Raw genomic sequence first — 20235 nt, 5'->3', positions numbered from 1 at the left:
GTGCGGCCGGTGAAGCAGTCGCCGGGCGTGTCACATGCCGTTCGTGCGGCTACAGCCGCGGGTCGACCGCCTCCGACTCCATCGCGAGCACTCCGAACACCGCCTGGTGGACGCGCCAGAGAGGCTCTTCGGCGACGAACCGCTCGACGGCCTCGACGCCGAGCGCGTATTCGCGCAGGGCCATGGACCGCTTGTGCCCGACGTCGCGGTCACGGAGACGGTCCAGGTGAGCGGGCTCGAGGTAGTCGGGGCCGTAGATGATGCGCAGATACTCCGCGCCGCGCACCTTGATCCCCGGCTGCGCGAGCGCCCGCGTGCCGCGCACGAGTCCGGCCGTCGGCTTGACGACCATGCCCTCGCCGCCCGCGGCGGTGAGCTCTTCCCACCAGCGGGTCGCCACCGCTTCCGACTCCTCCGACGACAGGTCCACCGCGATGTGACGGGTGCGGCGTACGAGTTCCGGGTCGGCCGCGGCCAGCCGGTCCGCGACGCCGAGATGCCATTCGTGGTCTCGTCCGAGGTGGCTGGCGCCCTCGGAGGCCAGGAGCTGGAAAGGAGCGAGCTGCACGCCCTCGAGGCCCGACGCGGGCTGCGCATACCGTCGGTACGCGTCACGGTACCGCTCGGCGTTCGCGGCTCGCCGGTCGATGCGCGCGCTGAGTGCCGAGACGTCCACGCCCCGCCCGGCGGTCGTTCGCAGAACCCGCGAGGCGGCGGGGAGAGCGGCGGTGGCGGCAGCAGCGACGCCGGCGTAGAGGTCGCGGATGAGGGCTCCCGCCTTGAGCGACCAGGGCAGCAGTTCCGCGTCGAACAGGAGCCAGCTCGCGTCGAGTTCGTCCCAGAGGCCGCTGGAGTCGACGGCGCGGTCCAGCCGCGCGAGGAAGGCATCGTTGGTGGCCTCGTCGAAGAACGGGCGGCCGGTCCGGGTGTGCACGATCCCGCGCCACCCGTCGGGCGCGCCGAACCGCGCGGCATCCCGCGTCAGCAGGACGACCGCGCGGGAGCCCATGTGCTTCTCCTCGCAGATCACCCGCTCCAGGCCCTCTTTGCGGTAGGCCTCGAACGCCTCTGCCGGATGCTCGAGAACACCCTCGCGACGCGACGCCGCCGGCGGACTCATCGTCGGCGGCAGGTAGACGAGTCGTCGCGGGTCGACGGCGAAGCGGCTCATGACCTCGAGGGCACCGGCGGCGTTGTCCTCGCGGACGCCCACCTTTCCGAACACCCGCGTCTCGACGACCTGCTTGCCGAGCACGTCATCGATCCGCAGGGCGCCCGGATGCCGCGCGGTCGCGCCGGCGCCCCGGTCCAGCGGTGCCGCCGGCTCGTACCAGACGCGCTCGGCGGGGACGTCGACCACCTGCCGCTCGGGGTAGCGCAGGGCGGTCAGCTTGCCGCCGAAGACGCACCCGGTGTCGAGACACATCGTGTTGTTGACCCATTCGGCCTCGAGCGTCGGCACGTGACCGTAGAGCACCGTGGCCTTCCCCCGGTAGTCCTCGGCCCACGGCAGGCGCACGGGCAGGCCGTACTCGTCGGTCTCGCCCGTGGTGTCTCCGTAGAGGGCGAACGCGCGCACGCGACCGGAGGCGCGGCCGTGGTACTTCTCGATCAGCCCGGCGTGGGCGACGACCAGCCGTCCCCCGTCCAGGACGAGGTGCGAGACCAGGTTCCGGCAGAACACGAGCACCCGCTGACGGAACTCCTCGGTCTCGTCCGCGAGCTGCGCGAGCGTCTCGGCCAGTCCGTGGCTGACCTGGACCTTCTTGCCTTCGAGTGCGCGCACGAGCTTGGCCTCGTGGTTGCCGGGCACGGCCAGCGCGTGCCCGGCGGCGACCATGCCCATCGCCAGCCGCAGCACGCCGGCGGCGTCGGGCCCCCGGTCGACCAGATCGCCCAGGAAGACGACCCGGCGGCCCTCGGGGTGCACCGCATCGACCGGACGGCCGGCTTCGTCGCGGACGAGGTCGTAGCCGAGCTTCGTCAGCAGCGTCTCGAGCTCCACGCGGCACCCGTGCACGTCGCCGATCGCGTCGAAGGGGCCGGTCTCGCCGCGCAGGTCGTTCAGCAGCGGCTCCCGGACGAACTCGGCGGCCGCGATCTCGTCGACTCCCGACAGCACGTGCACCCGGCGGAATCCTTCTTTGCCGAGGTGCCGCAAGGAGCGGCGGAGCTGATCGTGCTGGCGTGAGACGACCGCCGCGCCGAAGGCGCGGTCTTCGCGAGCGTTGTTGCGCTCGATGCAGACGCTCCGTGGCACGTCGAGGACCACCGCGACCGGCAGCACGTCGTGCTCGCGGGCGAGCGCGATCAGCGACCGACGGGACTCGGGCTGCACGTTGGTGGCGTCGACGACCGTGAGCAACCCGGCATCCAGCCGCTTGGCCGCCACCACGTGCAGCGCCTCGAAGGCGGCGCGCGTCGCCGATTGGTCGTTCTCGTCGTTGGACACCAGGCCGCGGAAGAAGTCGCTCGAGAGCGTTTCGAACGGGCCGAAATGGGTTGCCGCGAACGTCGACTTGCCGGAGCCGGACGCTCCCACGAGCACGACGAGCGACAGCTCGGGCAGGGACAGACGCGTCATCGCGGGGCGACCTTCCGACACAGGGCGAGTTGGGTCGGCGAGCCCGCGGCGGGATCGACGTCGCCGACGGTGCGGTGCTCCACGGCGTAGCCGTGACGATCGGCCACGTTCTGCGCCCAGCTCTCGAACTCGGCACGCGTCCACTCGAAACGGTGATCCTCGTGGCGGAACGCCCCCGCGGGGAGCGTGTCGTACAGGCGGTTGTACTCGCTGTTCGGGGTGGTGACGACGACGGCTGCGGGGGAGGCGGCGCCGAACACCGAGGACTCGAGCGCGGGGAGGCGCTCGATGTCGAGGTGCTCGACGACCTCCATCAGCACGATGGCATCCAGGCCCGCGAGGCGGTCGTCCTGGTAGGTCACCGAGGACTGCACGAGGCTGATCCTCTCGCGCCGGCGGTCGCTCGCATCGGCCAGCCGGAGGCGTCGCGCCGCCTTCTCGAGGGCCCGCGCCGAGACGTCGGATCCGACGATGCGGGTGAAGACCGGGTCGGCGTCCAGGCGCACGAGCAGGGCGCCCTCACCGCACCCGACGTCTGCCACCGTGCGTGCATCGACGTCGCGCAGTGCACGGAGCACCGCGTCGGCGCGGCTGGTGGCGAGCGGCGTGGTCGGCGACGCCTCGGCGGGAGGGGCCGCGGCGTCGGTGGAGAGGTCGTCGAGCGCGTCGAGGCGGGCCTCGGATGCCAGGCGGTCGAGGGCCGTGTCGACCATCGACTTCTGATGGGCGAGGTAGCGCCGCGTGATGAGGTCGCGCTCGGGGTGACCCGCGAGCCATCCCTCGCCCGCCCGCTGCAGCTTGCCGACTTCGTCGTCGGACACCCAGTAGTGCTTGGAGTCGTCGAGGACGGGAAGCAGCACGTACAGGTGCCGGAGGGCGTCGCTCAGCCGAACGGTGCCGCGCAGCACCAGGTCGACGTAGACGGACGCTCCCCACTCGGGGTGCACGGGGTCCAGGGGGAGGGGCGTCTCCGTCACCTCCCAGCCGAGGGGCGCGAACAGGCGCGTGGCCAGTCCCGCGGTGGCGGGACCGCGCGCGGGCACCGCCGCCACGGTGATCTCGAGCGGGAGCGCGGAGGCGGCGAGTTCGGGGAAGGTCTCACTGCGCCCCGTCATCGCCGAGCGGAACACCTGCCCGAGGGCGACGGCGACCATCGATGACGACGCGTAGGGACGATCGTTGACGTAGCGGCTCAGCGTCTCGGTGGCGTTGCCGCGCAGATTCTTGCTGCGTGCGAGGTCGATGGGGTCGACCTCGAGCAGCATCGCCACGGTGCAGCGCTCGTCGCCCACCTCGGGGTAGAACACGTGTGCCAGGCCCACGCTCAGGGGGAAGCTCTGGGCGCGGTCCGGGTGTTTGCGCAGCAGGTGGCTCAGCTGGGACGCCACGGGCGCGGTCGAGGTGAGAGTGACGAGCACGGGAACCTCCGATCGGTGTCACACCGTCGCACAGCCTATGGCGGGCCGGGCAGCGCAACGCCGAGTCTCACGCCGCGCCAAGGCGCGATGACGGTCGGGCGGGACGCGATCCCTCGACGGGCGACGGGGGGATCGGGGGCGAACGGGTGAAGATCATGTGACGGAGCCATTGCCGTCTTGGCACCGCGGCGTGCGACTCATTACGGTCGGATTCGTGCCCGACAACACCTCAGAACTGCGCCCCACTCACCCGCTCGCCCTCGCGCCGGTCGTCGCTCCCGCGGCATCCGTCGACGGGTTCGCGAAACAGTTCCTGCAGAACCTGAATTTCGACCAGGGCGTGACCCTGTCGAGCTCCGACGTGAACGACCAGTACCTCGCGCTGGCGTACACCGTCCGCGACTACCTCATGGCGCGCTGGTTCGACGATCGCGCGAAGCAGAAGACCCAGCAGGCCAAGACGGTCTGCTATCTCTCCGCCGAATACCTGCTCGGTCGTCAGCTCGACAACAACCTGCTCGCGGCCCGCCTGACCGACATCGCCACCGAGGCGCTCGCGCAGTGCGGCATCGACATCGACGCCGTGCGCGCGGTCGAGATCGAGCCGGGTCTGGGCAACGGCGGTCTCGGCCGCTTGGCCGCGTGCTTCATCGACTCGCTCGCCACCATGAGCGTGCCCACCATCGGGTACGGCATCCGGTACGAGTACGGCATCTTCCGGCAGGCCTTCGCCGACGGTCAGCAGGTGGAGCAGCCCGACGCGTGGCTGCGCATGGGCTCGCCGTGGGATTTCGCCCACCCCGAGGCCGCGCAGACGATCTCGTTCGCCGGTCACACCGAGACCTACGACGACGAGGGCGTCGAGCGGACGCGCTGGGTTCCCGAGTGGAACGTGCTGGCCGTGCCCTACAACATGATGGTGCCGGGCTACCACAACGGCCGCGTCAACACCCTGCGCCTGTGGCGCGCCGTGGCCACCAACGCCTTCGACCTGCACACGTTCAACTCGGGCGACTACGTCGAGTCGGTGCGCGCGCAGACCTTCGCCGAGAACATCTCCAAGGTGCTCTACCCCGAGGACTCCACGCCCCAGGGCAAGGAGCTGCGCCTGCAGCAGCAGTACTTCTTCGTGGCGGCATCCATCGCCGACTTCATCGACAACGTCCTGCCCGACGACTTCGACCTCGAGGGCCTGCCCGAGCGCGTGATCTTCCAGCTCAACGACACCCACCCCGTGATCGGCGTGCCCGAGCTCATGCGCGTGCTCGTCGATGAGAAGAAGCTGGAGTGGGATGCCGCGTGGGCCATCACGCAGAAGTGCTTCGCGTACACGTGCCACACGCTCCTGCCCGAGGCGCTGGAGGTGTGGTCGGTCGATCTGCTGGGACGCCTGCTGCCGCGCCACCTCGAGATCATCTACCGCATCAACGACGCGTTCCTGCTGCAGGTGCGCGAGCAGTTCGGTGACGACGAACTGCTGATCCGCAACATGTCGATCATCGGCGAGCACCCCTACCGCTCGGTGCGCATGGCCTACCTCGCCACGGTCGCCGGCTCCAAGGTGAACGGCGTCGCGGAGCTGCACTCGCAGCTGCTGCGCGACAACGTGCTCAAGGACTTCGCCACGATGTGGCCCGACAAGTTCACCAACGTCACCAACGGCGTCACGCCCCGGCGGTTCCTGCGCCTGGCCAACCCCGACCTGTCGGCGCTCATCACCGAGGCGCTCGGCGCCGGATGGACGGTCGACCTCGAACGGCTGCGGGGCCTGGAGGCACTCGCCGACGACGCGGACTTCCGCGAGCGCTTCGCGGCGGTCAAGGCGGCGAACAAGCGGCGTCTGAGCCGGGTGCTCGAAGCCCGCGGCGACACCCCGCTCGACGACGGCCACATGCTCGACGTGATGATCAAGCGCCTGCACGAGTACAAGCGCCAGACGCTCAAGGTGCTGCACATCGTCAGCACCTACGAGGGCATCGTGTCGGGTCGGCTCGACGTCGATGACGTGCAGGCGCGGACGTTCCTCTTCGGCGCCAAGGCCGCCCCGGGCTACGGCATGGCCAAGCGCATCATCCACCTGATCAACGCCGTGGGCGAGGTGGTCAGCGCGGACGAGCGGGTCCAGGGCAAGCTCAAGGTGCTCTACCCCGCCAACTACAACGTCACCCTCGCCGAGAGCATCATCCCGGCCGCCGACCTGTCGGAGCAGATCTCGCTCGCCGGCAAGGAGGCGTCGGGCACGGGCAACATGAAGCTCGCGCTCAACGGTGCGCTCACGATCGGCACCGACGACGGCGCGAACGTCGAGATCCGCAAGCTCGTCGGCGATGACAACTTCTTCCTGTTCGGTATGAGCGAGCCCGAGGTCGAAGCCCTCTGGGCCGAGGGGTACCGTCCCTCCGACTTCTACCAGCAGGACGACGATCTGCGTCGCGCCATCGACCTCATCGCCTCCGGGGCCTTCTCCGGTGGCGACCGCACGGTGTTCGAGCCGCTCGTGTCGAACCTGCTGTACGACGACCGGTTCATGGCCCTCGCCGACTTCCGCTCGTACCTCGACGCGCAGGACCGGGTCGACGCCGCCTACGCCGACCAGGACGCCTGGGTGCGCGCGGCCATCCTCAACGTCGCCCGCAGCGGGTACTTCTCGTCCGACCGGGCCATGCGCGATTACCTCGACCGGATCTGGCACGCCGCGCCGGTCAGTTGAGTTGTTCCGGATGCCGCGGCCCCGCGGTCGCGGCATCCGGAACGCTCTGGCAGGAACGCGTCGCGACCTGACCGTCGTCGCGCTGCCGCCCGGCGGTGATCTGCTCGAGAGTGGAGGTCACCCGACCCCGGAGGCCTTATGCGCATCGCCGATTTCCCCGTGCCCGACACCCTCGCCGCTCGCGGTGCCCTCGCCGTGGCGCGGGAGTACCAGTCGCCGGCGTTCACGGCGCACGCCCTGCGTTCGTGGTTGTGGGCCGAGGCGTTCGCCCGCGTCGACGGCATCAGCGGCATCGACCACGAGCTGCTGTACGTCTCGGCGGTTCTGCACGACATCGGCACGGTGACGGAGTTCGACAACCACACGATCTCGTACGAGCACGCCGGCGGCCACGTGGGCGTCGCCCTCACCGCCGGTGCGGGCTGGGCTGTGGCACGGCGACGACGCGTGCTCGAGGTCATCGTGCGGCACAACTGGCCGCGGGTCGACCCCACGATGGATGCCGAGGGCTACCTGCTCGAGACGGCGACGGCTCTCGACATCTCGGGTGCGCGGCCCGACGCCCTGCCGGAGGAATTCGTCCGCGAGGTGCTCGACGTACATCCGCGCGGTGCGCTGGCCGCCGAGTTCGGCGCGTGCGTCGTCGATCAAGCGGCCCGCAAGCCCGACACGGCCGCGCGGCGGCTGGTGGACGGGGGAGTGGCGGGCAAGCTCGCGGCCAATCCGCTCGAGCGGGTCGGGCCCGGCTCTGCCGAGCCGAACTCCTGAGAACCGCTCCGCGCGCGGCGGAGCACCGCCAGTTCGCGGTGCCGGCGCGCGCTTCGTCAGGAGTTGTGCACGCGCCGGCGCACACGCACCTTCGCGCGCGGCGGCCGTGGCCCGAGTCGCCGCGGCGGGGCGCACCCGAGAAACGGCTGTGCAACGGAGGGCGAGACCTCCCCTGGTCGCCAGGCTCGTGGCATCCCGGGTAAAGTAGCGGGGTTGTCGACGCTCACCGCGCCGACGAGAGCTGAATAACGGAGGGCCTTGTGGACATCGATCTCGCACTTCTGAAGACGATCGAACGCGAGAAGGAGATCCCCTTCGACGAACTCGCGCGCATCATCGAGCAGGCGATCCTCACCGCCTACGCCAAGCACATCTCTCCCAGCGGCGACATCCCGGCGGGCGCGCGCGCCGAGCTCGACCGCAAGACCGGCCACGTGGGGATCTTCACGCCCGTCACCGACGACGAGGGCGCCGTCATCGGCGAGGAGGAGCAGGCCCCCGACGACTTCGGCCGCATCGCGGCCTTCGCCGCCAAGCAGGTCATCAGCCAGCGCCTGCGCGACATCGCCGACGACGCCGTGCTGGGCGAGTTCCGCGGCAAGGAGGGCGACATCGTCGCCGGCGTCGTGCAGCAGGGGCCGAATCCGCGCATGGTGCACGTCGACCTCGGTACCGTCGAGGCCATCCTGCCGCCCGAGGAGCAGGTGCCCGGCGAGAGCTATCCGCACGGCTCTCGTCTTCGCGTCTACGTCACCAGTGTCGCCAAGGGAAACAAGGGTCCCCAGATCACGGTGTCGCGCACGCACCCCGGTCTCGTGCGCAAGCTCTTCGCGCTCGAGGTGCCGGAGATCGCCGCGGGTCTGGTCGAGATCGTGTCTCTCGCCCGTGAGGCCGGCCACCGCTCGAAGATCGCCGTCAAGGCCAACGACCCGACGGTCAACGCCAAGGGCGCCTGCATCGGGGAGCTGGGTCGTCGCGTCCGCGCGGTCACCGAGGAGCTCGCCGGCGAGAAGATCGACATCATCGATTACGACGCCGAGCTCCCGCGGTTCGTCGCCAACGCCCTGTCGCCGGCGAAGGTGACGTCGTCGTACGTGCTCGACGCCTCGACCAAGGCGGTCCGTGCGCTGGTTCCCGACTACCAGCTGTCGCTCGCGATCGGCAAGGAGGGGCAGAACGCCCGGCTCGCCGCCAAGCTCACGGGTGCCAAGATCGACATCCAGCCCGACAGCATCCTCGAAGACAACTGAGCGCCCGTCGTCCGGGCGACCGCGAGGTGTAGGATGGAACCTGTACGAACGTGCGTCGGATGCCGCGCACGCGCCCCCCGATCCTCGCTTCTGCGGGTGATCGCCGACGGATCCGCCCTCGTCGCTGACGAGCGGGCGGTGCTGCCGGGTCGGGGAGCGTGGGTGCACGAGACGGACGCGTGCGTGGGGAAAGCCCTCACGCGCCGCGCCTTCGTACGAGCATTGCGTGTGTCAGGCCCGCTTGACACGCAGACCTTCGAATCACACCTCCAGCGAAAAGGCTGAACGGCTATGGACACGAAGTGAACGGCTCGAAATGAGACCCGTCCGCAACTAACGGTCTGCCCTGTCCGGGGTAGACCCCTCAGACAGGAGAATTGTGGCAAACCCACGCGTGCACGAGATCGCTTCCGAGATCGGCGTCGACAGTAAAGTCGCCCTCGCGAAGCTGAAGGAACTCGGCGAGTACGTCAAGAGTCCTTCGTCGACCATCGCGCCCCCCGTGGCGCGCAAGCTCCGCGCCGCACTGGCGGCGGAGACCTCGTCCGGTTCCTCGGATGCCAAGCCCGGCACGCCCGCGGCTCGTCCCGGTGCCGGCGCTCGTCCGGGTGCCGGCGCGCGCCCCGGACCCGCGCGCCCCGCGGCGACCCCCGGCGCCCGTCCCTCGGGCCCCACCCCCGGTCCCGCCAAGCCCGCAGCACCCGCCGCTCCGGCCGCTGCTCCGGCTCCCGCGGCATCCACCCCGGCAGCGCCCGCCCCCGCGCCCGCAGCTCCGGCGGCCACCACCCCCGCAGCCAAGCCCGCCGCGCCCTCGGCGACCCCGTCGTCGGCGCCGAAGCCCGGCTCCGCGGCCCCGACCCCCGGTGCCGGCGCTCCCAAGCCCGGCCCCAGCGCGCCGCCGCGTCCCGGTGGCGCTCGTCCGGGCAACAACCCGTTCGCCTCGGCGCAGGGCATGGGCCAGCGTCCCTCCGGCCCGCGTCCCGGCAACAACCCCTTCGCCTCGGCGCAGGGCATGGGTCAGCGCCCGACGCCCGGCAACATCCCGCGTCCGCAGGCCCCGCGTCCCGGTGCTCCGCGCCCCGGTGCTCCGCGTCCCGGCGGCGCCGGTCGCCCCGGTGGCGGCGGTCGTCCCGGCGCTCCGTTCCAGCAGCGTCCCGGCGGTCCCGGTCGTCCCGGTGGCGCCGGCGGCGGCTTCCAGCGTCCCGGTGGCGCACCCGGTGCTCCGGGCGGCGGCGGTTTCGCCGGTCGTCCCGGCGGTGGCGGCGGTCGCGGCCGTGGTCCCGGCGGTGGGACCGCAGGTGCCTTCGGTAAGGGCGGCGGCAAGAGCAAGCAGCGCAAGTCGCGTCGGGCGAAGCGGCAGGAATTCGAGATGCGGTCAGCGCCGGTCGTCGGCGGCGTCAACGTCTCGAAGGGCAACGGCGAGATCATCCGCCTCCGTCGCGGTGCCTCCATCGCCGACTTCGCCGACAAGCTCGAGGCTCTGCGCGGCTACAGCGTGCAGCCCGGCACGCTCGTGACCATCCTGTTCAACCTGGGCGAGATGGCGACGGCGACCGAGTCGCTCGACGAGGCCACCTTCGAGGTGCTCGGAGCCGAGCTCGGCTACAAGATCCAGATGGTCTCGCCCGAGGACGAAGACAAAGAGCTCCTCGAGGGCTTCGGTCTCGACCTCGACGCCGAGCTGGAGGCGGAGAGCGAGGACGACCTCGAGATCCGTCCCCCCGTGGTCACCGTCATGGGCCACGTCGACCACGGTAAGACGCGACTGCTCGACGCCATCCGCCAGACCAACGTGGTCGCGGGCGAGGCCGGCGGCATCACGCAGCACATCGGTGCGTACCAGATCTGGACCGAGCACGAGGGCATCGAGCGCGCGATCACCTTCATCGACACCCCGGGTCACGAGGCGTTCACCGCCATGCGTGCCCGTGGTGCCCAGGTGACCGACATCGCGATCCTCGTGGTCGCGGCCGACGACGGCATCATGCCCCAGACGGTCGAGGCGCTGAACCACGCCCAGGCGGCGAACGTGCCGATCGTGGTCGCGGTCAACAAGGTCGACAAGCCCGACGCCAACCCGGCCAAGGTGCGCCAGCAGCTCACCGAGTACGGTCTGGTCGCCGAGGAGTACGGCGGAGACGTCATGTTCGTCGACGTGTCGGCCCGCCAGGGCACGAACATCCAGGAACTCCTGGATGCCGTGCTGCTGACCGCCGACGCCGGCCTCGACCTCACCGCCAACCCGAACAAGGCCGCTCGCGGTGTCGCCATCGAGGCGAAGCTCGACAAGGGTCGCGGTTCGGTCGCCACGGTGCTCATCCAGTCGGGAACGCTGCGCGTCGGCGACGCGATCGTCGCCGGAACGGCGTACGGCCGCGTCCGCGCGATGATGGACGAGAACGGCGAAGCGGTCGACGAGGCCTACCCGTCGCGTCCCGTCTCGGTGCAGGGACTGAACTCGGTGCCCCGCGCCGGCGACGTCTTCATCGTCACCGAAGAAGACCGCACCGCGCGCCAGATCGCCGAGAAGCGCGAGGCCGCCGAGCGCAACGCCCAGCTGGCCAAGGCCCGCAAGCGCATCTCGCTCGAGGACTTCACCCGCGCTCTCGAAGAGGGCAAGGTCGAATCGCTCAACCTCATCATCAAGGGTGACGTGTCGGGTGCCGTCGAGGCGCTCGAGGAGTCGCTGCTCAAGATCGAGGTCGACGACAGCGTCCAGCTGCGCATCATCCACCGCGGTGTGGGTGCGATCACCGAGTCGGACATCAACCTGGCCACGATCGACAACGCGATCGTGATCGGCTTCAACGTCCGCCCCGACACGAAGGCCCGCGAGCGCGCCGCCCGCGAGGGTGTCGACGTGCGGTTCTACTCGGTCATCTACAACGCGATCGACGACGTCGAGCAGTCGCTCAAGGGCCTGCTCAAGCCGGAGTTCGAAGAGGTGCAGTCGGGTGTCGCCGAGATCCGCGAGGTGTTCCGCTCCTCGAAGTTCGGCAACATCGCCGGTGTCATCGTGCGGTCGGGAACGATCACGCGCAACGCCAAGGCCCGTGTCATCCGCGACGGTGTCGTGCTGGCCGACGGCCTGGCCATCGAGTCGCTGCGCCGCTTCAAGGACGACGTCACCGAGGTCCGCACGGACTTCGAGTGCGGTATCGGCCTGGGCAAGTTCAACGACATCCAGGTCGGCGACGAGATCGAGACGACGGAAATGGTCGAGAAGCCGCGAGGCTGATCACACCTGGTGGGAGTCGCGTCTTCGGGCGCGGCTCCCGCTTCGGCCTGCGGGGTGTGCATCTTCGAGAGCAGAGCGGGGCCCCTACCCCGATGCTCTCGGAGATGCACACCCCTCCGGCCTACGCTGGGGCGGCATCCTCGTGGGGATACTTACCCGCTGGGTCATCCGCGGCGGTATGAAGAACGAGAAGGAGAAGGACGTGGCAGGAGAGCGACAGGCTCGGGTGGCCGACCGTATTCGCGTGGTGCTCGCCGAGCGGCTCGAGAAGGGGCTGCGCGACCCGCGGCTCGGATTCGTGACCATCACCGACGTACGGGTCACGGGCGACCTGCAGCGCGCGTCGGTGTTCTACACCGTCATGGGAGACGAGGCGCACCGCGCCGACACGGCCGCCGCGCTGAAGTCTGCGACCGGCATGCTGCGCAGCGAGGTGGGCAAGCACCTCAACACGCGTCTCACCCCGTCGCTGGAGTTCATCCTCGACGGCATCCCCGAGAACGCCGACCACATCTCGGCGCTGCTGCGCGAAGCGCGCGAACGTGACGAGTCGGTCGCCGGCCTCGCCGCATCGGCCGCCTACGCCGGCGAAGCGGATCCGTACGTCAAGCCGCGCGCGCACGACGAGGACGACGACGACCTCGACGAGGACGACGACGACCGGGCCTGAGCCCGCGTGACCGATGGCCGGATGGCGCCCCGAGCGGGCGGCGTCCGGCCATCGTCGTCGGAACCCGACGATGATCCGCCTCCGGGGGGAGGTGCAGAGCCACGGCGCTTCGTACGGTAGTGATGTGGATACGCGACCTCGACCGGATCGGCCCGCCCTGGCCGTCTTCGCCGTGACCTCTCTCGCCCTCTCGTGGCTGGTGGCGCTCCCGCTCTGGATGCGCGGTCAGGGGCTCACCGACCCGCTGTTCGGGGTGACGGCGGCGGCCATGATGCTGACCCCGGCTGTCGCCACGGTCGCGGCGCTCCTCGTGCAACGCAGGACGCGCGGACGCCGGGGAGCCCGTGCCGTGCTCCGGGAGCTCGGGATGTGGCCGCTCCGGCCCGCGGCGCGGACGATCTGGACCTGCGTCGCGGTGATCCTCGCCGCGCCTCTGCTCATCGGGGCGGGTCTCGCGCTCATGGGCGTGCTCGGTCTCGCGCACTTCGATCTCGTCGCGTTCTCGGGCTTCGCGGAGACCCTCCGCAGCGCCGTGCCCGAGGGCACCCCGCTTCCGCCGATCGGTGTGCTCGTCGTCCTGCAGCTCGCGAGCATCCCGCTGGGCGCAGTGATCAACGCGCCCTTCGCCTTCGGCGAGGAGCTCGGCTGGCGGGGGTGGCTGCTGCCGGCCCTCCGGCCCCTGGGAACGTGGCCCGCCCTGGTCGTGTCCGGAGGCTTCTGGGGCCTCTGGCACGCGCCGCTGATCCTGCTCGGGTACAACTTCGCCGAGCCCAACGGGTTCGGCGTTCTGCTGATGGTCGTGGCGTGCGTGCTGTTCGGCATCCTCCTCGGCTGGATGCGCCTGCGCACCGCGTCGCTCTGGCCCGCCGTGTTCGCCCATGGAGCGTTCAATGCGGCGGCCGGCATGAGCGCCCTCTTCGTCGCCGCCGGCTCGCCGACCCCCGCCGCCGCCCTCGTGTCGCCGCTCGGGGTGGTCATGTGGATCGTGTTCGCCGTCGTCATCGGGGCCCTGCTCGTGGCGGGTCAGTTCCGCCCCGCCCGTCTGGCCGCGGAACTCGGGCCGGACCGTCCCCGCTCGGTCGCACAGGTCTCGTCGACGGCATCCTGAGTCCGTCCGGGGTGGGCGGCGTGTGCCGTCTCGCGCAGGCGGGGTCGACACGTCGTGCCGACCGCGTGCCCGTCCGGGGCCGACCGCGTGCCCGTGTGCGCACGAGCGCCGGTGATCCGGGCGTCAGCGGGGCAGCCGCAGCTGGTCGTCCTCGGCTTCGGCGAGTCCGTCGGAGATCAGCGAGTCGATCGCGCGGTCGCGCTGTGCGGCATCCGGCCAGTCGACGAGCACGGCGAACAGCGGCACGGGGGAGGGGGCGGCCTCGCGCAGCGTCTTCAACACCGCACCGCGCGCCTGACGGTCGCTTCCCTCATACGTCGCCTGACGGCGACGACGGTCCTCGGACTCGGGGTAGCCGGCCGCCCGCCACGCGCACACCGTCGCAAGCGGGCAGCGCTCGCACCTCGGCGACCGCGCGGTGCAGACGATCGCGCCGAGCTCCATCGCCGCCGCGTTGACGATGGCGGCCTCGCGGAGGTCGTCCGGCAACTCGGCATCCATGCGTTCGAGGTCGCGACGGTGCGGCGATCCGGGCTGCGCGCGCCCCTCGACGGCGCGGGCCAGCACCCGGCGGGTGTTGGTGTCGACGACCGGATGCCGATCCCCGTACGCGAAGACCGCCACGGCACGCGCGGTGTAGTCGCCGATGCCCGTGAGTGCCAGCAGCGCGTCGACGTCGCGCGGCACGACGCCATCGTGCCGGTCGCGGATCTCCACCGCGGCCCGGTGCAGCCACAGGGCCCGCCGGGGATAGCCGAGGTTCGCCCACTGCGTCACGGCGTCGCCCGGCGCCGACGCCGCGAGGTCGGCGGGCGTGGGCCAGCGGTCGAGCCACGCCTCGAGGTGCGGGATCACGCGGTTCACAGGCGTCTGCTGCAGCATGAACTCGCTCACGAGCGTGCCCCAGGCGCCGAATCCTTCCCGGCGCCACGGCAGGTCGCGCGCCGCGTCGCGGTACCACGCGATGAGCGGGGCGGCGAGTCCTGGCATCCGTCCAGCCTAGAAGCTCGGGTGGATTCCGGGGCTCCGGGCGCGGGGGCGGTGCGGACGGGACGAAGACGGTCGATCGCGCCGCGCTTCGCGCGCGAGCCCCCGAGGCGTCGCGTCCTCCCTCCGGCAGACGACGAACGCGCTCCCGACGCGGGGAGGCGCAGGCGGGTGCCGTCTGGTCGCGCGCCCGGGGTGGTCGTGGGCTCGAGCCGGCCCGGGCGCCGCGCTCGCGCGATGCGGCGAAAGTAGGCTGGACGCATGCCCAGCGAGAACACCGTCGACACCCTGCAGCGGAGCCTGCGCGACCTGATGCGGCAGAACAACCGCGCGGGACGAGTGGTGGTCGCCATCGATTCACTCGACCGCCGCGCCGCGGGCGAGTTCGCGGACGGGTTCGAGAAGGCGATCACCGAAGAGGGCACGACGGCGTTCCGCATCTCGCTCGCCGACGGGGGGCCCGAGGCGCGCGAGCGCTTCGTCGCCCCTTTCCGCGCGGGCGAGGAGTTCGGCGCCGGCTTCGTCGCCCCCGCCGACGCCGTCCTGGTGGTCGACGGACGCTTCCTCCACACCCCCGAAGTGCGGGGCCTCTGGAACTTCTCCGTCTGGCTCGAGAGCAACCCGCCCCTCGGCATGCCCCGTCCCGAGCTTCCGGATGCCGAGAAGCACTACCTGCGCACGGCGCGGCCGAAGGCGGCGGCATCCGTGATCGTCGAGAACTCCGATCCCGCCCACCCGGTGCAGGTGTTCGGGGACTTCTGCTGATGGCGCGTCCCGGCATCCTCCTGGTCGACAAGCCGGGGGGCATCACCAGCCATGACGTCGTGTCGCGGGCGCGGCGCGCGCTCGGCACCCGCAAGATCGGGCACGCGGGAACCCTCGACCCCATGGCGACGGGGCTGCTCGTGCTCGGCGTCGAGGGCGCGACCCGACTGCTCACCTACATCGTCGGCGCCGACAAGACGTACGAGGCGACGATCCTGCTGGGGATCGCGACCGACAGCGACGACGCCGACGGGGTGGAGACGGCGCGGGCGGATGCCGCCGCGGTCGGCGCCGTGACAGACGAGGCGATCGCGGCCGGGATCGCCGCCCTCACCGGCGAGATCGAGCAGGTGCCCAGCACCGTCTCGGCCATCAAGGTCGCCGGCCGGCGCGCGTACGACCTCGCCCGCGCGGGTGAGGAGGTCGAGCTGAAGGCCCGACGCGTGACGGTCTCGCGCTTCGACGTGCGCGAGACGCGCCGGCACGGGGAGCTCATCGAGGTCGACGTGGTCGTCGACTGCACGAGCGGCACCTACATCCGTGCCCTCGCCCGCGACCTCGGTCGCGCGCTCGGGGTGGGCGGGCACCTGACGATGCTCCGCCGCACGCGCATCGGCTCCTTCGACATCGCCGCCGCGGCATCCGTCGACGACATCGCCGAAGAGCGGCTCGTCACCCCCGCGACCGCCGCCTCGGTCGTCGTCGGTGCTCTCGCCGTCGGAGAGGACGAGGCGCGCGACCTGCGCCACGGCAAGCGGATCGACGGGGGAGGGCGCCTGACCGGTGCCGTCGCCGCCGCGATCGACCCGGACGGGCGGCTCGTCGGCATCGTCGAGAGACGGGGCGCGCAGCTGAAGAGCGTCATGAACATGCCCGAGGATGTCGCCCGATGATCCTGTGGTTCACGCTCGCGCAGGTGGGCGTCGCGGTGCTCGCCGGCGTCGTCGCGATCGCCGCCGGTCTTCTCGGGCGCCGGCCGGGGGATGTGACGGTCGGTTCCCTCGCGCTCATCGAGCTGCTGCTCATCGCGCAGATCGTCGTGGCCGTCATCGCGCCGTTCGCCGGCAACACGCCCACGGGCAGCATGCTGGAGTTCTGGACGTACCTCGTCTCCGCGGCCCTGGTGCCGGTCGCGGGCGTGGCGTGGGCGCTGCTGGAGCGCAGCCGCTGGAGCACGGTCGTGATGGGCGTCGCGGCCCTCGCCGTCGCCGTGATGGTCTGGCGCATGCATCAGATCTGGACGGTCCAGATCGCCTGACGGGTTCGGGATGCCGTGCCCCGCGGCTGAGGCGATCTCCACGCCGGTCGCGGAGCGGGAGAGCCGACGCCGTTCCCCATGGCCGCAAGCGAACTAGAATCGTGAGGTCATGGCATCCACCACTCCCACTCGCGCCCGGGGGATGACCGGCATCGGCCGTGTCCTCGTCGTCGTCTACGGCATCATGGCGCTCGCCGCCACGGGCCGCTCTTTCGTGCAGATCGCGCGCGAATTCGACGAGGCCCCGCTGGCCTACACGCTGTCGGCGCTCGCCGCGGTCGTCTACATCCTCGCGACCCTCGCGCTGGTCTTCTCGGCGCGCCCGGCCTGGTACCGCGTGGCGTGGATCGCCATCGGTTTCGAACTCGTCGGGGTGCTCGTCGTGGGCACTCTCAGCCTCGTCGATCCGGCGCTCTTCCAGCACCCCACGGTGTGGTCGGTGTACGGCTACGGCTACCTCTTCATTCCGCTCGTGCTGCCGTTCCTGGGCCTGTGGTGGCTGATGCGCCACCGCCGGGCGACGACATGATCGTCTTCCGCGATCCGGCGGAGGTTCCCGCGGGGTTCGGGCCCTCGGTGGTCGCGATCGGCAAGTTCGACGGCGTCCATACCGGTCATCGGGCCGTCATCGACCGGGCCCGCGTCGACGCCTCCGACGGGGCGACGGTCGTCGCGGTGACCTTCGACCGCAACCCGCTCAGTGTGCTGCTCCCCGAGCGCTGCCCGCCCGACGTGATCGGGCCGCACCAGAAGCTCGACCTCCTCGAGCGCGCCGGAGTGGACGCGACCCTGCTGCTGACCTTCGACGAGGCGCTCGCGTCGATCCCGGCGGAGGAGTTCGTCCGCGGCATCCTCGTCGACGCGTTGCGGGCGCGGACGGTTCTGGTCGGACGCGACTTCCGCTTCGGCGCCGCAGGTGCGGGCGACCCGGCCCTGCTCGAGCGCCTGGGTGCCGAGCACGGCTTCCGCGTCGACGTGGTCGACGACGTGCGCGCGGTGCACGCCGACCGGCGCGTCTCGTCGACGTGGATCCGTGAGGCGCTGAGCGCGGGAGACGTCACCACCGCCGCGCGCCTGCTCGGGCGCGCGCCGTCGGTGTGGGGCGAGGTCGTGCACGGCCTCAAACGCGGGCGCGAGCTCGGCTACCCCACCGCCAACCTCTCACCCGACCTCGAGGGGTTCGTCCCCGCCGACGGCGTGTACGCCGGCTGGCTCGTCGACGTCGACGGCGCCCGCCGCATCAGCTACCCCGCAGCCATCAGCGTGGGCACCAACCCGACGTTCGACGACGTGCACTCCCGTCAGGTGGAGGCGTACGTGCTGGACGAGACGGGGCTCGACCTCTACGGCCACGACGTCGAGGTGCGCTTCGTCGAACGCGTGCGCGGGATGACGGCGTTCGACGGAGTCGAGGCGCTGCTCGTGCAGATGGCCGACGACGTGGAGCGTACGCGCGCGATCCTGAGCTGAACGGTCGCCGTCGGCATCCCGTTCGCTGCGGCGCAAGCGGCGTCACGTCGGCCGGGAGAGCTGATTCCGGATGCCGAGGAACGACGCCGCGCCCCCGAGCACCATCAGCAGGGCGGTGACGAGAGCCGCCCGGTGGAAGCCGTCGAGATCGAGCGAGCCGCCGACCACCGCGGACACCGCCGCGATCGCGAGGAGGCCTGCGACGCGGGAGACCGCGTTGTTCACGGCCGAGGCGATCCCCGAACGCTCCGTCTCGATCGCGCCGAGCACGGCGGCGGTGAGGGGCGAGACGGTCGCCGTCAGGCCGAGACCGAAGACGATGATGCCCGGCAGCACCTGTGTCCAGTAGTCGAAGTCCTCGCCGACGCGAAGGAGCAGCAGCGAACCCGCCGCCATGACGAGCGGCCCGAGCGTCATGAACAGCCGGGGGCCGTGCCGGCCGGCCAGAGCCCCCATCCGGGAGCTGAGGGCGATCATCAGGAGCGTGCTCGGCAGCGACGCGAGACCGGCGAGGGTCGCGGACAGCCCCGCGCCCTGCTGGAGGTACACGCTCACGACGAACCCGTTCAGGGAGAGGGCGGCGTACACGAAGACGGTGGCGAGGTTCCCTGCCCAGAAGTTGCGGGCACGGAACAGGTCGAGGGGCATCATCGGGTCGCGGGCGAGGCGCTGGCGCACGAGGAAGCCGGCGAAGGCGGCGGCACCGACGAGACCCGGCACCCAGATCACGGGAGAGGCCCAGCCGAGGTTCGGCTGCTCGATCAGGGCGAACACCACGCCGCCGAGGCCCGTCGCGCACAGCACCGCGCCGACGATGTCGACGCGCGCGCCCGCGCGGCGATGGTCGCGGTGGCCGAGCCGCACGAGGAGCCACATCGTGAGGGCGATCGGCGCCACGTTGACGAGGAACACCAGACGCCACGACAGCGTGTCGACGAAGACGCCGCCGATCAGGGGACCCGCGATCATCGCGACGGTCGTGGCGCCGGTCCAGATGCCGATCGCGCGGGCTTGGGCGGGACCGCGGAAGGTGGAGGTGATCAGCGCGAGCGAACTCGGCACCAGAAGCGCTCCGGCGATTCCCTGCAGCGCGCGTGCCACGATGAGGAACTCCGCCGTGGGCGCCGCGGCGATGGCGACCGAGGTGAGGCCGAAGCCGATCAGTCCGGCGCGAAGCACGACCACGCGCCCGAACACGTCGCTGAGGGAGCCCGCGACGAGGATGAAGGCGCCGAGGGTGACGAGGTACGCATCGACGACCCACTGCTGGGTGGTCAGGCCGCCGCCGAGTTCCCCGGCGATCGCGGGGAGCGCGACGGTGACGACGGTGCCGTCCAGGAACGACACGAAAGACGCGAGGACGGCGATGGCGAGCACCGTCCGCTGTTCGCGCGTCATCGCCTCGCCCATCGTTCCAGCGTAGGGTTGCGCGGTCGGGGCGGGGCCGGACGGGGCGGGTGGGCGCTGGGTGGGCAGAGCCGGGCGGGCGGGCGTGGGGTGCGGGCCGGGCGGGGCGGGCGGGGCGGGCGGGCGCCGGGCGTCCGGCTCGTCGGTCGCGGTGCCGGACCAAGACGCCGGAGAACCTGCCCCCGGGCGCCGCAGTCGCGCGGCAGTCGATGCACCGCGCCGACGAGAACTCCTGCGTGGTGTTCGGCGAGCGGACGCTGGAATACCCCCAGGGGGTATCCTGTTGACAGGCGTAGGACCGGAGGAGGAGCCATGGGCGAGAACACGGATGCCGCCGACCCCACCGTCGTCGCGGTGCTCGACATCGAGGGGATGACGTGCGCGAGCTGCGTCGCCCGCGTCGAGAAGAGACTGGGACGCGTCGAAGGTGTCGAGGCTGCGGTGAATCTCGCGACCGAGACGGCCCGCGTGCGTTATCCGGCGGGCATGGACACCGCCGCCCTGATCGATGCCGTCCGCGCCGCCGGATACGACGCCCGCGTTCGGACGCGTTCGGGTTCGTCGCGGGCCCGCGGCGCAGCGGTCGGAGTCGCGGAGCCGAC

At 71.3% G+C, this 20235-nt stretch carries 17 protein-coding genes and 1 pseudogene; 13 read left to right on the top strand and 5 right to left on the bottom strand.

The features are described 5' to 3' along the window. Positions 1-49: 49 nt before the first annotated feature. Together QE392_RS15460 and QE392_RS15455 are read right to left on the bottom strand one after the other, a co-directional pair. Positions 50-2584, bottom strand: coding sequence for a polynucleotide kinase-phosphatase (locus QE392_RS15460; protein ID WP_307453311.1), 2535 nt, complete (start codon positions 2582-2584; stop codon positions 50-52). Further along, the gene (locus QE392_RS15455; protein ID WP_307453309.1) at positions 2581-4002 is read right to left on the bottom strand and encodes a 3' terminal RNA ribose 2'-O-methyltransferase Hen1; all 1422 of its coding nucleotides are present in this window, start codon (positions 4000-4002) and stop codon (positions 2581-2583) included. Before QE392_RS15455 ends, QE392_RS15460 begins: the two co-directional genes overlap by 4 nt. A gap of 214 nt (positions 4003-4216) precedes the next feature. On the opposite strand from QE392_RS15455, the gene QE392_RS15450 reads away from it, so the two are divergent. Beyond that, positions 4217-6712 carry a glycogen/starch/alpha-glucan phosphorylase gene (locus tag QE392_RS15450; RefSeq protein WP_307453307.1) on the top strand — a complete coding sequence of 832 codons (2496 nt, stop codon included), beginning with the start codon at positions 4217-4219 and terminating at the stop codon, positions 6710-6712. On the opposite strand, the gene QE392_RS15445 is transcribed toward QE392_RS15450, so the two are convergent. After that, a complete protein-coding gene (locus QE392_RS15445) occupies positions 6705-6833 on the bottom strand; it encodes a hypothetical protein (protein ID WP_307453306.1) in 129 nt (42 codons plus the stop codon). The genes QE392_RS15450 and QE392_RS15445 overlap by 8 nt on opposite strands. Before the next feature lie 17 nt (positions 6834-6850). Here QE392_RS15445 and QE392_RS15440 point away from each other — a divergent pair, with 17 nt between their 5' ends. From QE392_RS15440 to QE392_RS15415, 6 genes are all read left to right on the top strand, one after another. After that, positions 6851-7480: an HD domain-containing protein gene (locus QE392_RS15440; RefSeq protein WP_307453303.1), complete on the top strand. Its 630-nt coding sequence runs from the start codon at positions 6851-6853 to the stop codon at positions 7478-7480. 260 nt (positions 7481-7740) lie between these two features. Beyond that, positions 7741-8730 (top strand): transcription termination factor NusA, encoded by a 990-nt coding sequence (gene nusA / locus QE392_RS15435; protein WP_307453301.1) that lies wholly within the window; start codon positions 7741-7743, stop codon positions 8728-8730. 33 nt (positions 8731-8763) lie between these two features. Further along, complete coding sequence (locus QE392_RS15430) at positions 8764-9015, top strand: YlxR family protein (protein ID WP_307453299.1); 252 nt, start codon at positions 8764-8766, stop codon at positions 9013-9015. Between the two features lie 94 nt (positions 9016-9109). Further along, positions 9110-11968, top strand: a complete 2859-nt coding sequence (gene infB, locus QE392_RS15425; protein WP_307453297.1) for a translation initiation factor IF-2 — start codon at positions 9110-9112, stop codon at positions 11966-11968. A 202-nt stretch (positions 11969-12170) separates the two neighbouring features. After that, on the top strand, positions 12171-12638 hold the full coding sequence (gene rbfA, locus QE392_RS15420; protein ID WP_307453295.1) for a 30S ribosome-binding factor RbfA: 468 nt from the start codon (positions 12171-12173) through the stop codon (positions 12636-12638). Between the two features lie 124 nt (positions 12639-12762). Then, positions 12763-13746 (top strand): CPBP family intramembrane glutamic endopeptidase, encoded by a 984-nt coding sequence (locus QE392_RS15415; protein WP_307453294.1) that lies wholly within the window; start codon positions 12763-12765, stop codon positions 13744-13746. 123 nt (positions 13747-13869) lie between these two features. On the opposite strand, the gene QE392_RS15410 is transcribed toward QE392_RS15415, so the two are convergent. Then, on the bottom strand, positions 13870-14736 hold the full coding sequence (locus QE392_RS15410) for an A/G-specific adenine glycosylase (protein WP_307453292.1): 867 nt from the start codon (positions 14734-14736) through the stop codon (positions 13870-13872). Between the two features lie 258 nt (positions 14737-14994). On the opposite strand from QE392_RS15410, the gene QE392_RS15405 reads away from it, so the two are divergent. From QE392_RS15405 to QE392_RS15385, 5 genes are all read left to right on the top strand, one after another. After that, the gene (locus QE392_RS15405) at positions 14995-15498 is read left to right on the top strand and encodes a hypothetical protein (protein WP_307453290.1); all 504 of its coding nucleotides are present in this window, start codon (positions 14995-14997) and stop codon (positions 15496-15498) included. Further along, positions 15498-16391 carry a tRNA pseudouridine(55) synthase TruB gene (truB, locus tag QE392_RS15400; protein ID WP_307453289.1) on the top strand — a complete coding sequence of 298 codons (894 nt, stop codon included), beginning with the start codon at positions 15498-15500 and terminating at the stop codon, positions 16389-16391. Before QE392_RS15405 ends, truB begins: the two co-directional genes overlap by 1 nt. Beyond that, positions 16388-16756 carry a hypothetical protein gene (locus QE392_RS15395; protein ID WP_307453287.1) on the top strand — a complete coding sequence of 123 codons (369 nt, stop codon included), beginning with the start codon at positions 16388-16390 and terminating at the stop codon, positions 16754-16756. The genes truB and QE392_RS15395 overlap by 4 nt, the downstream gene beginning before the upstream one ends. A 109-nt stretch (positions 16757-16865) precedes the next feature. Continuing rightward, positions 16866-17285, top strand: a complete 420-nt coding sequence (locus tag QE392_RS15390) for a hypothetical protein (RefSeq protein WP_307453285.1) — start codon at positions 16866-16868, stop codon at positions 17283-17285. Next, entirely contained in the window at positions 17282-18226 is a 945-nt protein-coding gene (locus QE392_RS15385; protein ID WP_307453283.1) for a bifunctional riboflavin kinase/FAD synthetase, read from the top strand. Before QE392_RS15390 ends, QE392_RS15385 begins: the two co-directional genes overlap by 4 nt. Positions 18227-18268: 42 nt before the next feature. On the opposite strand, the gene QE392_RS15380 is transcribed toward QE392_RS15385, so the two are convergent. Beyond that, positions 18269-19636 (bottom strand): MFS transporter, encoded by a 1368-nt coding sequence (locus QE392_RS15380; RefSeq protein WP_307453281.1) that lies wholly within the window; start codon positions 19634-19636, stop codon positions 18269-18271. A gap of 309 nt (positions 19637-19945) precedes the next feature. Here QE392_RS15380 and QE392_RS15375 point away from each other — a divergent pair. Beyond that, positions 19946-20107 (top strand): annotated as a pseudogene (locus QE392_RS15375) (cation transporter); the annotation flags it as partial. Positions 20108-20235: the final 128 nt, after the last annotated feature.

This window comes from Microbacterium proteolyticum (genome assembly GCF_030818075.1).
Taxonomy (GTDB): Bacteria; Actinomycetota; Actinomycetes; order Actinomycetales; family Microbacteriaceae; genus Microbacterium; species Microbacterium proteolyticum_A.
The sequence above is the reverse complement of the archived record's forward strand: the minus strand, read 5'-3'. Positions and strand labels throughout refer to the sequence as shown.

What these genes read in the sequence shown, in the direction of transcription:
- QE392_RS15440 (WP_307453303.1), top strand. Translation starts at nt 6,851, where the DNA reads ATGCGCATCGCCGATTTCCCCGTGCCCGACACCCTCGCCGCTCGCGGT.
- QE392_RS15385 (WP_307453283.1), top strand. Translation starts at nt 17,282, where the DNA reads ATGATCGTCTTCCGCGATCCGGCGGAGGTTCCCGCGGGGTTCGGGCCC.
- QE392_RS15390 (WP_307453285.1), top strand. Translation starts at nt 16,866, where the DNA reads ATGGCATCCACCACTCCCACTCGCGCCCGGGGGATGACCGGCATCGGC.
- truB (WP_307453289.1), top strand. Translation starts at nt 15,498, where the DNA reads ATGGCGCGTCCCGGCATCCTCCTGGTCGACAAGCCGGGGGGCATCACC.
- QE392_RS15430 (WP_307453299.1), top strand. Translation starts at nt 8,764, where the DNA reads ATGGAACCTGTACGAACGTGCGTCGGATGCCGCGCACGCGCCCCCCGA.
- QE392_RS15460 (WP_307453311.1), bottom strand. Translation starts at nt 2,584, where the DNA reads ATGACGCGTCTGTCCCTGCCCGAGCTGTCGCTCGTCGTGCTCGTGGGA.
- QE392_RS15410 (WP_307453292.1), bottom strand. Translation starts at nt 14,736, where the DNA reads ATGCCAGGACTCGCCGCCCCGCTCATCGCGTGGTACCGCGACGCGGCG.
- QE392_RS15380 (WP_307453281.1), bottom strand. Translation starts at nt 19,636, where the DNA reads ATGGGCGAGGCGATGACGCGCGAACAGCGGACGGTGCTCGCCATCGCC.
- QE392_RS15405 (WP_307453290.1), top strand. Translation starts at nt 14,995, where the DNA reads ATGCCCAGCGAGAACACCGTCGACACCCTGCAGCGGAGCCTGCGCGAC.
- QE392_RS15395 (WP_307453287.1), top strand. Translation starts at nt 16,388, where the DNA reads ATGATCCTGTGGTTCACGCTCGCGCAGGTGGGCGTCGCGGTGCTCGCC.